Source organism: Pantoea anthophila, from assembly GCF_006494375.1.
Classification (GTDB): Bacteria; Pseudomonadota; Gammaproteobacteria; order Enterobacterales; family Enterobacteriaceae; genus Pantoea; species Pantoea anthophila.
This window is the reverse complement of the sequence record NZ_VHIZ01000066.1, coordinates 57,088-68,822: the sequence shown is the minus strand read 5'-3', so window position 1 is coordinate 68,822 and position 11,735 is coordinate 57,088. Positions and strand designations below refer to the sequence as shown.

The window sequence follows — 11,735 nt, the reverse complement described above, 5'->3', positions numbered from 1 at the left end:
CGCGTTATTGGGGAAACATATGTTCAGACTCGCTGCTGCAATATTATTGCTGGCCGGGGCTTTCTGTAGCCCGGCTCAGGATTTAAACACAATGAACTGGGAACAGATTGTCGGACAGGCGAAAAAGGAGGGGAAACTGACCTGGTATCAATGGTATTACCAGGATCGGTTAAAAGAGCAGGTCAGCCTGTTTGAAAAACAGTACGGCATTAACGTTACCCTGTCTGAAGGCACACTTCAGGGCAACATTAATAAGCTCATGGCTGACCGCGGACGGGAAACGGGCGATATCGATCTGTTTTCGATTGGCGGGGGCGCATTCGGAACCGTCTCGCCTGAGCAGACGTTTTTTGGCCCGATTAACAGACTGCTGCCGGAAGGCAAAACCCTGAACTACACCATTGAGGGAACGGACAGTAAAGGCTATGGCGTGGCATTCTGGGGCAACCAGACCGGTCTGGCCTACGATTCGCGCCGCCTGAAAGAAAGTGAGTTGCCGCGAACTTTGCCGCAGCTCACGGCCTTCCTGCAGGCTCATCCTCAGGAATTTGGCTTTAACGTTGAAAACGGCGGTTCCGGCCCGGCCTTTATTGAATCGGTGACGCGCACGCAGGTGCCGGGTTTTGATTTCACCAAAGGCGACGCGGATGTAAAAAGCCTGACGGCTCTGCAGCCCGCCTGGAACTGGTTCAGACAGCAGCGTCCCAACTACATCATTACGGCCTCCAACGCCGACAGCGTCACCCGACTGGTCAGCGGTGAATTCCTGCTGGTTCCCGCCTGGGAAGATTACCTGGTGGGATTAGAAAACCACGGTGAAGTCCCGAAAACCATCCGGCTCTATGTCCCCGATTTCGGCATGCCCGGCGGCGGAAATATGGTGGCGATACCGCAAAATGCCCCCCATAAAGCGGCAGCGTTGCTGTTTATCCACTGGCTGACGCTGCCCACTACCCAGCGGCTGTTCCAGCAGGTTTATGGCATTACGCCGCAGAACAGAGAAGTGAATCGTGATGCCGGGCTGATCGACAGCAAAGAGCGCGTTCATGGCACCCAGTTCATGCCTAAACCGCTGGGTGATGAAGTCAGAACCGAATTCTCTAACCAGGTTTTGCTCAGGTAGACCTGCGATAAAACCCTAACAGAAGGTAAAGCCAGGAATGTCGACAAAAAAAACCCCTGCACGCGTAGTGAATTCACGCCTGATTGCCCATCGGGGAGCACCGCTGCTGGCACCGGAAAACACGCTGCCTTCGTTTCAGGCGGCTGTTAAACATGGAGCGACGTGGATAGAGGTGGATGTCAAACTCACCAAAGACAGACACCCGGTCATTATTCATGACGATTCCGTGGACCGGACAACAAATGGCAAAGGCTATGTGGCGAACTTAACCCTGGATGAGATCCGATCGCTGGAGGCGGGCGTGTGTTATGGCCACCTTTTCAGAGGCGTAAAAGTGCCGACGCTGGCTGAAACAGTGGCGTTTGTTCTGGATAAAGGCGTCGGGCTGCAACTGGAGATCAAACCCACCTCCGGACAGGAAGTGGAAACGGCGGAGATTGCTATCGCTCAGCTGAAGTCACTGTGGCCTGCAGGTGAGAAGAAGCTGTTTATCAGCAGCTTCTCGGAGATTTCGCTGCAGGTTGCCGCACAGCTTATGCCTGACGTCCCGCGCGGCCTGGCAGTTTGCGTCCCGCCCAAAGACCCCGAGGCGCTCCTCGCCAGAACGGGTTGCCAGATCCTGCATTTCCTGGGTGACTTCGCGACGGACGAAGACCTGACGCGACTGGCTCGTTCAGGTATTGAATTTGCGATTGCCACGATCAATGACCCGGTTCTTGCCAGAAAATATATTGATGCGGGTGCGCAAACGGTATTAAGCGATATACCCGACTTAGCATTCTGAATAAAAAATTGTTCAGGACGTTCTCAGCCACAAACCCGTAACACCAGGGAAATTCATTATAAAAATGGCCATAAACTTTATGGCCGCTATAACGCCTTTATTATTTAGCCATTCTGGAAGACGAAAGTCATAGTGAAATAAATGCCGCTCTGAGCGGTTACCTCCTCATGCTTAAGTTAACGGATAAGGGTAGATGATATGCACAATAAAATAAAAGCCGCCGCGCCGTATGCAATCTGTTTTCTGGCCTCATTTTCTGCATACTCCGCTGAGATTTATAATAAAGATGGAAATAAACTCGACCTGTACGGTAAAGTCGATGCGCGTCATGTTTTCTCAGATAATATTGCAGAAGATGGCGACAACTCTTACGCACGCCTGGGTTTTAAAGGTGAGACGCAAATTAACGATCGGCTTAGCGGTTATGGTCAATGGGAATATAACTTCCCGCTGAATCACAGTGAAGGCGGTAGCGACGCGCAAACGGGTAATGCCACCCGCTTAGGGTTTGCCGGTCTGAAACTGGCCGACTTCGGCTCGTTCGATTATGGCCGTAGCTTTGGGGTGCTGTACGTTGCCTCTGCCTATACGGATATGGCACCGGTCTACGGTTCCGGCACCATGACTACCAACGATAACTTCCTGTCAAAACGCTCAACCGGCCTCGCGACCTGGCACTCTCCGGCGTGGGGTGGGTTAAAGCTGACCCTGCAGTATCAGGGAAAAAATGACCGCGCCACCGCTAAAGTGGCTAACGGGGATGGCTACGGTGCTGGCGTGACTTACAGCATTACCGATGGGCTGAGCATTGCGGCGGCAGGGATGAAAGCAAAACGGACGCTGATCCAGCAAGCTGACGGTCAGGGAGACGATGCCACCGCCTGGGTCACCTCTGCAAAATATGATGCCAGCCAGCTCTATCTGGCCGCCATGTATGGCGAAGCCAGTGACGTTACGCCTTATGGACAGCTGGCACAGGTCGCCGACAAAACCCATAACGTTGAGGCGATTGCGCAGTACCAGTTCCTGAACGGTTTGCGCCCTTCTGTCGGTTTTGTCATGCAGCGTGGCGAAAACCTGCAGGGCGCAGGGAATTTTGCCGGAGGCAGCCAGACGATGCAGAAATATATTGCAGTGGGCACCTATTACTATTTCAACAAGAACATGCTGACCTACGTGGACTACCGCATTAACCTGCTGAAGGACAACGACTTTACGCGTGCCACCGGCATTACGACGAAAAACAGTATCGGTCTGGGCCTGACCTATCAGTTCTGACCCGGCTGCTCATGTTTTGTGCAGCATGGCTTCATACCTGACAACGCGCACTTAGCGAGGCTGGCTCATGCCAGCTTTTTTTACGTCAGCCGCAGGGGGAATTATTACAGGGCCGGGGACGCAGCCTGATGAGGGGTTTCCAGCCACTTAACATAGGCCTGATCCCATAACGCCGCCGGCGTTCCCGCTTTGCCCAGACCAAACCCATGCCCGCCTTTGCTGATCTGAATCAGCTCAACCGGCACACGATTACGCCGACAGGTGTCGCGCATCAGCTCGGTGTTAAACGGGTTGGAGGTGTGATCGTCTTCCGCCTGCGCCAGGAAGGTTGGCGGATAGCGCCGGGTCACAAAGTTCTGCACTGACCAGTTTGCCTCATCCTGTGGGGTGGCATTTTTGCCGACCATCATCAGATGCGTGCTGGTGTGCTGATAGGGCGCTTCCAGGGTAATGACCGGATAGATCAGGCCCACGCTGTCGACGGCGGGCACCACTTCATCCAGCGGGTCGATGGCCGGATAGGATTCAAAGTCCGGGCGCGCCGCCGCCAGCCCCAGCAGATGGCCACCGGCCGAGAAGCCCAGCACATGCACCCTGCGCTCAAACGATCGCACCAGCCGGATAGCACGCTGCGCATCCTGCAGCGGAGCCAGCCGCCCCGCCTGCCACTTCTCATGCGGCAGCCGGTAGCTGAGCACGTAGGCGGTGTAGCCATTGGCGTTCAGCCAGCGCGCCACCGGCCAGGCTTCGCGCCCCATGCCGATCCAGCGATAGCCGCCGCCTGCGGCGATCAGCACCGCTTCGCCGTTGGGATTTTCCGGTTTGAAACGCTGGATCGCCGGGCTGACGATATTGGACCACGAACCGCTGCTGTTAATGTGCAGCTGGCCCGACGGACCACCGCCGCCGGGCGGGTCGTCCGGCCAGAGGGGAATAATGTCATCGCGGGCAAATAATTTGCCGGTGGTCATGGAGAGCCCAAGCGCTCCCGTGCCGAGAATAAAGCGTCGACGCGTAATCATAGTGCCTGTTAAGTGATGCCAGTAAGAGAGCAGCCCGTTGCGGTGTGCTGCAAAAGAATCAACAGATGCAAGTCTGGTGCCAGACGCTGGCGATTATGTACGCAATGCCGGGTGAAAAGCCATAAAAAAACGCGCCCCGCAGGCGCGTTTTATACCGTGCGGCCCGGTTAATCTTCCTGCTGGAACTGCGCCATCACAGCCTGCTCACACTGCTGTTCGTTGACGCGCAGTTTAGCGCGTTCATCGTCACCCAGCTGCAGCCAGGCACTGGCAACTTCCCGCGCCGATTCTTCATCAAATTCGGGCTGATTTATCGCCGATGAGGATTTACTGCGCGCCACGTCAGATTTCATCTGCTCCACATACTGATCCGCGCTGGCGACCTTTTTTTCACTGCTGACGATGTGACACAGCTGACTGGCGTAGACATTCTGTTCAGTGTCAGCGTCGTCCGCCGCCAGCGCGCTGCCGGAGGCGAGCAGGCTCAGCAGGATAATCTGGGTTACTTTCATTCTTCACTCCTGTTTGTTCGGATTAAACTTTGCGCTGAAGGGCTTCGATGCGCTTCTGACGCCAGTTCAGCAGCGGCGACACGGTGGTGCCGTGGACAACCACGCTGCAGACCACCAGCGTTAACGCCATATTCGTCATGATTTCCATCTGCGGGCCTTCCATGCCGTGCGTCCAGGCATAGGCAATATAGTTCAGGCTGCCGATTCCGCGGATGCCCAGCCAGCCAATCAGCAGACGCTGACCCAGCGGCAGCCCGGCGCGCAGCGTGACCAGCCAGACGGCCAGCGGTCGCACCACCACAAACAGCACCAGGCCCAGCAGCACGCCGTAGATATTCCAGTGCTGTGCCAGCGTCACGCCCAGCACCACCATCATGCCAGCCGCCAGCAGACGTTCAATAGTATCGCCAAAAGAGAGGGCGTCGCCTACTACAAACCCAATCGACTTCACCATATTGTTATTGCCCTGATGCGCCAGCCGCTTATTGGGATTGACCAGCGCCTCAGAGGGGAGAACCCGTTCATCATCAGAGAGATCCTCCGGCTGATGACGACGAAACACCCCCAGCTCGGCGCGGCGTAGCCCCAGTCCGGCGGCAAAGGCGGCCAGGAAGCCGGAGGCGCCCAGCCACTCCACCAGCGAATAACTCAGCGCGATCAGCGCCAGCGCGAGGAAATCGTTGGGGGCCACATCGCCATTGGCATTGCGCAACCGGGTCGTCAGCACACCGATCATCTGCCCCATGACAAAGCCGATAAGCAGGCCGGCGCCAATCGCCCAGATCACCTCGACCGCGCCCCAGTGAGCCAGCATCCCCCCGCTCAGGCTCTCGCCATTGAACAGCAGCAGCGCCAGCACCAGCAGCGGCAGCGCGGAGCCGTCGTTCATGCCCGCTTCGCTGGAGATTGCCACCCGCAGCGAGTCATCATCCTGCGCATCGTTTACCGAGATGAGGCTGGCCAGCACCGGATCTGTCGGCGCGACAATAGCACCAAACGCCAGCGCAACCGGCCAGTCTAATCCCACCAGGAAATGGGCCAGCAGGGTCATTGCCGCCACGGTCAGCAGCATGGCGGGAAAGGCGAGTTTCAGCCCGGTGTGCCAGCAGTTATTCTGTAACGGCAGACGCAGCTTGAGTCCGGTGATAAACAGCGAGGCGGCCATGGTGATTTCGGTAATGTGGGCCACGGCTTCGGAATGGGTGACGATATCGATGTGGACCACATCAAACGCCCACGGGCCGCACAGTATGCCCGTGATAAGAAACAGACCAAATGAGGTGACTGGCCCCCGGTGAATCCAACCGGAAGCCAGCGACATCAGCAGCAGAAGGCCGCCCGTCGCTGCTGTCCAGGCTAAAAAGTTCATAATGCTCCAGCTTATTTCGGGTTTATCAATAAGCCTGGCACATTTTTTGAAGGGCGAGACGATCAGTTTTTCAGGTGGCGACTGGCGAAGCGCACCGCCAGCGCGGCCGCCCCGGCTAAGGTAGAGAGTGCAACCACCCCATTCCAGCCCCAGTGCGCCAGCGCCAGGCTGCCCAGTGCCGCCCCGCTGGCCATACCGATAAACACCACGGTGAACAGCAGCGCATTGAGGCGACTGCGTGCTTCAGGTGCCAGGCCATAGACCAGCGTCTGGTGCGCGACCAGCGTGGCCTGCACGCCCAGATCAAAGCCGATGGTACAGATCACAATCAGCGCCAGCTGCGCCGGGACAGGCAGCACGGGCAGCAGGAACATCAGCGCAAAAGAGAGCGTCACCAGGGCGGCACCGGCCTGGGTGACCCGCGCCGGGCCGATGCGATCGGCAAAGCTGCCCGCCAGCGGGGCCGCCATCGCCCCCGCTGCCCCGGCTAAGCCAAAGGCCCCGGCCACGGCGCTGTCCAGATGAAAGCGATCGCTGAGCATTAACGCCAGCGTCGACCAGAAGGCGCTGAAGCCTACCGACAGCAGTCCCTGAGCCAGAGCGGCACGGCGCAGCGTCTGGTGGTGACGCCACAGATGCACCAGCGACAGCAACAGGCGCGGATAGCTTACGGTGGTGCCCGGCGTAAAGCGTGGCAGCACCCGCCTGAGCGTCAGCGTAATCAGCAGCACCGACAGCGCCGCAATCAGATACATGGTGCGCCAGCCGAAATACTCCGCCACCACGCCACTGACGACCCGTGACAGCAGAATCCCCACCAGCAGGCCGGTCATCACCGTACCAACCGTTTTACCCCGGCTGCGTTCCGGGGCCAGCGCCGCCGACGCCGGGACAATATCCTGCGCCACGGTGGCGGTCAGGCCGGTCACAAAGCTGGCGATCAGCAGCGCGCTGAGCCCCGCGGAAAAGCCACACAGCAGCAGTGCGGCGACCAGCAGCAGGCCCTTGATAAAGATAATCGTGCGCCGGTCATGGCGATCGCCCAGCGGGGCCAGCAGCAGGATGCCCAGCGCATAGCCCGCCTGCGTCAGCATCGGCACCATGCCGACCGCGCCGATGCCCGCACTGAACTGCTTACTGATGATATCCAGCATCGGCTGACTGTAGTAAATCGACGCCACGCTGAGCCCGGCCCCGGCGGCCAGGGTGAAGACCAGCGGAGCGGAGAGCGGTTCGTTTCGGGTTGGGTTTTCTATTGCTGACATGGTGTCATCCTCATCATTTCGTGCCGCTATTTAAGCGCATTGCGGTTATACGCGGTAGACTGACGTCAGGCAAAACCGTTATGCGTGGAGCGTATGAATCATTCCAGTGGCAGCGACCGCATCGAACTGATGCAGACTTTTATCCGTATTGTTGAGAGCGGCAGCCTCTCCGCCGCGGCGGCACAGCTCGGCACCACCCAGCCTACCGTCAGCCGGCGGCTGCAAATCCTGGAGCAGCGGCTCGGCCTGAAGCTCATTCTGCGCACGACCCATGCGCTGAAGCTCACCGATGATGGCGAACGCTGCTACGCCCAGGCGCGGCAGCTGCTGGCCACGTGGCATGCGCTGGAAGATGAGCTGACCGGGGCCAGTGACGATCCCATCGGCACGCTGCGGGTTCGCGCCCCGCACGCCTTTGGTCAGGATCAGCTGATCGATCCCCTGGTGGACTATCTGCACCGCTTTCCCCGACTCAATATAGAGTGGATGCTGAATGACCGCACACCCGACTTCATCGCGGAGAATGTGGACTGTGCCATTCAGGTCGGCGCGCCCAGCGATCCGTCGGTCGTGGCGGTCCTGCTGGCAGAAGTGCCGCGTTTCGTGGTGGCGGCGCCGCGCCTGCTGGACCAGTTTCCGCCGATTGAGCGGGTGGAACAGCTGGGCGATCTGCCGTGGCTGGCGCTCACCAGCTTTTACCGTAATGAAGTGGCGTTGCAGAAAATAGATGACGGCCAGCCGCTGAACCTGCCGATTATGCCGCGGCTGAGCAGCGACAGCCTTTACGCCGTGCGTAAAGCGGCACTGGCCGGCATGGGGGCGGCGATTGTCTCATCGTGGGCGGTGCAGGAGGATCTGGCGGAGGGCAAACTGATTCAGCTGATGCCCGCGTGGCAGGCCCCGCCGCTGCCGGTGTGGCTGACCTATCCGTGGGCGAGTTACTACCCGGCCAGGCTGCAACACTTCTTTGCCATGATCAAAGAGGTGATGCCGCAGCTGACCGGCACCCGTCCGGCCTCACAACCGGCTCACTCAGACAGGGCGGAGTAACAACGGAGACAGCTAGCGGATTTGGGTAGAGAGACGCGGGAGGAGGAGGCAGAGCAGGCGCCCGCATTAGCGGCGCGCCGGAAAGGGAATGCGTTACTTTTTATCGTAGCGTGACAGCTTATCGAGCCAGCCCATGACAAAGGCGGAGAGCACGAAGGTCAGGTGGATAATTACGTACCACATCAGCTTATCATTATCGACGTTGCGCGCTTCCATAAACACCCGCAGCAGGTGAATCGAAGAGATGGCGACGATAGAGGCGGCTACTTTGTTCTTCAGTGAGCCGGAGTCCATCTTGCCCAGCCAGCTCAGCTTCTCTTTGTCTTCGTCGATATCGAGCTTCGAGATAAAGTTCTCATAGCCTGACAGCATCACCATCACCAGCAGACCGCCAACCAGCGTCATATCGACCAGCGACAACAGCAGCAGGATCAGATCGTTTTCCGCAATGCTGAAAATGTTGGGCAGCAGGTGGACTATTTCCTGGAAAAATTTAATCGTCAGCGCCAGCAATCCCAGCGAAAGTCCAATGTAAACCGGGGCCAGCAACCAGCGCGATGCATACATCAGGTTTTCGGTAAAACGTTCCATACAATCCCACACGTAATCAGACAGGTCCGGGAGTATAACCGATTCACTGTGAAGTTATTTCAGCTCGTCGTCAGAAATTTCCGGAACCGGCGGCAGGGGGAGCGAGAGACGAAAGGCCGCGCCGCCTTCGGTCCGATTCTCTGCCCAGATCTGGCCGCCGTGGCTCTCAATGATGGTTTTACAGATCGCCAGCCCCAGCCCGACGCCCGGTACGGCAGACTCCTTATCACCGCGCGAAAACTTATCGAATATCCGGCTTAAGTCCCCTTCAGCGATTCCCGGCCCGCCATCCCAGACCGAGATCTCCAGCCGGTTTGCGGCACGCCACGCCCGGATGCCGCGCGGCGCACAGTTACCGGCATACTTCAGGCTGTTTTCAATCAGATTAGTGAAGACCCGCTCCAGCAGTGTGCTGTCGCCTTTGATCAGCACGATATCGTCCGGCAGGTCGAGCTGCACCTCATGCCCTTTCAGCGACGGCGCCATGCTGCTCAGCGCCCCGCCAATCACCTCCTCCAGCGCCAGCCACTCTTCACGCAGATTGAGGCCGCCCGACTGAATGCGCGCCATATCCAGCATATTGCTGACCAGCCGGATGGTACTCAGCGTCTGCTCGCGGATCTGGCTGGCCTGCGGCACATATTTTGAGTTGTCGCTGGCCAGGTCGAGCATCAGCATTTCCGCCTGACCAAACAGCACGGTCAGCGGGGTGCGCAGATCGTGTGACAGGGCGGACAGCAGTGCATTACGCAGCTGTTCCCGCTCCGCCGAGAGCCGCGATGCCGCCTCGCTGTGCGACAGCGCCATCCGCTCCAGCGCGTTAGCAATCAGCACCGTGAAGGTTTCCACCAGCCGCTGCTGTTCAGGGATCATCAGCTGACGCAGATTCTGCGGCTCCACCACCAGCAGGCCCCGGCAGTGCCCGCCGCTTTTCAGCGGCAGGATCTGATAAGGCACCGCCGGTAACGTATCGGTGCCCGCCCCCGCCGGCTGGCCTTTGCTGTAGCTCCACTTCGCGATAGCGCGGTCCGGTTCGCTGGCCGGTAACGCCTCACCGACCGGCTGCAGTTCGCCCTGCTCATCCGGCAGCAGCAGCAGGCAGCGCGCCTGCAGGGTGGCATCCAGCACCCGCTGGCTGGTCGCCGCGATATCCTGCGGCGTTAAGGCGCTGCCCAGCGATTTCGCCATCTCATAGAGCTGTCGCGCACGCTGTTCGCGGTAGCGTGCCACCCGCGCCTGATAGCGGACGCCCGCCGTGAGGTTGCCGACGATGACTCCTACCGCCAGCATCACACCAAAGGTGACCAGATATTGCAGGTCGGAGACCGCCACCGTGCCGGTGGGGGCCACAAAGAAGAGGTCGAAGGCGACGATATTCATCACCGTGGCGATCACCGACGGCCAGCGCCCGTAGCGCAGCGCCACGATCACCACCGCCAGCAGGTAGATCATCACGCAGTTGGCGGGATCGAAGTTGATCAGCACCGACTGCCCGGCGGCGGTGACGGCGATGCAGAGCACCAGCGCCATCATCACGCCACGCAGCTGAATCCGCCATTTATCGCTGGTCGGGCGGCCATCCGGCAGCGGATGCGGCGCATCCTTCAGCGGTTCATCCAGCGCCACCACCAGCAGGTCGAGATCCGGCCCCAGCTGGCCGAGCCGCTCGGCAAAACTGTCACGCCGCCAGCGCCGCAGCGGACGGCGGCCGGTGACGATTTTGCCCAGATTATGTTCGCGCGCGTAGCCCAGCACCGCTTCGGCTTCATCCGGCTCGGAGAGGGTGGCGGTTTCCGCCCCCAGCTCCTGCGCCAGCTGCAGCGTGCGCAGAATCGCCCGCCGCCGTCCTTCCGGCAGCCGGTGAAGACGGGGCGTTTCAACATAGACCGCATGCCATTCACTGCCGAGCCGCGCCGCCAGCCGGGCGGCCGTGCGCACCAGCTTCTCACTGCCGCTGTCGTCACCGATGCAGAGCAGAATGGCGTCGCGGGTGTGCCAGACGCGATCCCGCCCCTGCTGATCGCGCCAGGCGCGCATCTGGTCATCCACCCGATCGGCGGTGCGGCGCAGGGCCAGCTCACGCAGCGCGAACAGGTTACCTTTGCGGAAAAAGTTTTCGATAGCGCGCTCTGCCCGGTCACCGATGTAGACCTTGCCCTCTTTCAGCCGCTGACGCAGATCGTCGGGCGGCAGATCGACCAGCACCACCTCATCGGCGCTGTCGAAAAAGGGATCGGGCACGGTTTCGCGCACCTGAATGCCGGTGACACCCCCGACCACATCGTTGAGGCTCTCAAGATGCTGCACGTTGACGGTGGTCAGCACGTCAATGCCCGCTTCAAGCAGCTCTTCGATGTCCTGCCAGCGCTTGGGATGGCGCGAGCCCTGCACGTTGGTGTGCGCCAGCTCATCCATCAGGATCACCGCCGGATGGCGAGCCAGTGCCGCATCGAGATCGAACTCCGCATGACGCGAGCGACCGGTCGCACGACGCGGCAACAGGGGTAATCCCGTCAGCAGCTGCGCGGTTTCCGGCCGTTCATGGGTCTCCACCACGCCGATCAGCACATCCAGACCCTGCGCGCGCAGCCGCTGCGCCTCCTGCAGCATGGCGTAGGTTTTGCCCACACCGGCACAGGCACCAAAGTAGATTTTCAGCTGACCGCGATGGGTTTCGCGGTTAGCCTGCAGCAGCGCGTCGGGATCGGGACGCTGGGGTTCGTGATTCATAGCTTCCTTAA

10 protein-coding genes are annotated in these 11,735 nt (G+C 59.6%); 4 read left to right on the top strand and 6 right to left on the bottom strand.

All coding sequences use genetic code 11. The features are described from left to right. Positions 1-19 precede the first annotated feature (19 nt). From FJW00_RS21430 to FJW00_RS21420, 3 genes are all read left to right on the top strand, one after another. Positions 20-1,123 carry an extracellular solute-binding protein gene (locus FJW00_RS21430; protein ID WP_140029777.1) on the top strand — a complete coding sequence of 368 codons (1,104 nt, stop codon included), beginning with the start codon at positions 20-22 and terminating at the stop codon, positions 1,121-1,123. 37 nt (positions 1,124-1,160) lie between these two features. Next, positions 1,161-1,907, top strand: coding sequence for a glycerophosphodiester phosphodiesterase family protein (locus FJW00_RS21425; RefSeq protein WP_140925611.1), 747 nt, complete (start codon positions 1,161-1,163; stop codon positions 1,905-1,907). A gap of 198 nt (positions 1,908-2,105) precedes the next feature. Then, complete coding sequence (locus FJW00_RS21420; RefSeq protein ID WP_058956932.1) at positions 2,106-3,185, top strand: porin; 1,080 nt, start codon at positions 2,106-2,108, stop codon at positions 3,183-3,185. A gap of 104 nt (positions 3,186-3,289) precedes the next feature. Here the strand turns inward: FJW00_RS21420 and FJW00_RS21415 are convergent, their stop codons facing one another. The 4 genes from FJW00_RS21415 to FJW00_RS21400 all read right to left on the bottom strand — a co-directional run bounded on the left by FJW00_RS21415 (position 3,290) and on the right by FJW00_RS21400 (position 7,353). After that, on the bottom strand, positions 3,290-4,207 hold the full coding sequence (locus FJW00_RS21415; protein WP_033736095.1) for an alpha/beta hydrolase: 918 nt from the start codon (positions 4,205-4,207) through the stop codon (positions 3,290-3,292). A 167-nt stretch (positions 4,208-4,374) separates the two neighbouring features. Beyond that, complete coding sequence (locus FJW00_RS21410; protein ID WP_140925610.1) at positions 4,375-4,719, bottom strand: hypothetical protein; 345 nt, start codon at positions 4,717-4,719, stop codon at positions 4,375-4,377. Positions 4,720-4,741: 22 nt separating this feature from the next. Next, positions 4,742-6,088 carry a cation:proton antiporter gene (locus FJW00_RS21405; RefSeq protein ID WP_140925609.1) on the bottom strand — a complete coding sequence of 449 codons (1,347 nt, stop codon included), beginning with the start codon at positions 6,086-6,088 and terminating at the stop codon, positions 4,742-4,744. 62 nt (positions 6,089-6,150) lie between these two features. Continuing rightward, positions 6,151-7,353 carry an MFS transporter gene (locus FJW00_RS21400; protein ID WP_009087904.1) on the bottom strand — a complete coding sequence of 401 codons (1,203 nt, stop codon included), beginning with the start codon at positions 7,351-7,353 and terminating at the stop codon, positions 6,151-6,153. A gap of 93 nt (positions 7,354-7,446) precedes the next feature. Here FJW00_RS21400 and FJW00_RS21395 point away from each other — a divergent pair, with 93 nt between their 5' ends. Next, entirely contained in the window at positions 7,447-8,403 is a 957-nt protein-coding gene (locus FJW00_RS21395) for a LysR family transcriptional regulator (protein ID WP_140925608.1), read from the top strand. 93 nt (positions 8,404-8,496) lie between these two features. On the opposite strand, the gene FJW00_RS21390 is transcribed toward FJW00_RS21395, so the two are convergent. Together FJW00_RS21390 and kdpD are read right to left on the bottom strand one after the other, a co-directional pair. Further along, positions 8,497-8,994, bottom strand: coding sequence for a TIGR00645 family protein (locus FJW00_RS21390; RefSeq protein ID WP_009087908.1), 498 nt, complete (start codon positions 8,992-8,994; stop codon positions 8,497-8,499). Positions 8,995-9,048: 54 nt separating this feature from the next. Beyond that, on the bottom strand, positions 9,049-11,724 hold the full coding sequence (gene kdpD, locus FJW00_RS21385) for a two-component system sensor histidine kinase KdpD (protein ID WP_111207838.1): 2,676 nt from the start codon (positions 11,722-11,724) through the stop codon (positions 9,049-9,051). Positions 11,725-11,735: the final 11 nt, after the last annotated feature.

Excerpts from the sequence above, each read along its gene's own strand:
- FJW00_RS21425 (WP_140925611.1), top strand. The coding sequence starts at position 1,161 with ATGTCGACAAAAAAAACCCCTGCACGCGTAGTGAATTCACGCCTGATT.
- FJW00_RS21405 (WP_140925609.1), bottom strand. The coding sequence starts at position 6,088 with ATGAACTTTTTAGCCTGGACAGCAGCGACGGGCGGCCTTCTGCTGCTG.
- FJW00_RS21430 (WP_140029777.1), top strand. The coding sequence starts at position 20 with ATGTTCAGACTCGCTGCTGCAATATTATTGCTGGCCGGGGCTTTCTGT.
- FJW00_RS21390 (WP_009087908.1), bottom strand. The coding sequence starts at position 8,994 with ATGGAACGTTTTACCGAAAACCTGATGTATGCATCGCGCTGGTTGCTG.
- FJW00_RS21400 (WP_009087904.1), bottom strand. The coding sequence starts at position 7,353 with ATGTCAGCAATAGAAAACCCAACCCGAAACGAACCGCTCTCCGCTCCG.
- FJW00_RS21415 (WP_033736095.1), bottom strand. The coding sequence starts at position 4,207 with ATGATTACGCGTCGACGCTTTATTCTCGGCACGGGAGCGCTTGGGCTC.
- kdpD (WP_111207838.1), bottom strand. The coding sequence starts at position 11,724 with ATGAATCACGAACCCCAGCGTCCCGATCCCGACGCGCTGCTGCAGGCT.
- FJW00_RS21420 (WP_058956932.1), top strand. The coding sequence starts at position 2,106 with ATGCACAATAAAATAAAAGCCGCCGCGCCGTATGCAATCTGTTTTCTG.
- FJW00_RS21395 (WP_140925608.1), top strand. The coding sequence starts at position 7,447 with ATGAATCATTCCAGTGGCAGCGACCGCATCGAACTGATGCAGACTTTT.
- FJW00_RS21410 (WP_140925610.1), bottom strand. The coding sequence starts at position 4,719 with ATGAAAGTAACCCAGATTATCCTGCTGAGCCTGCTCGCCTCCGGCAGC.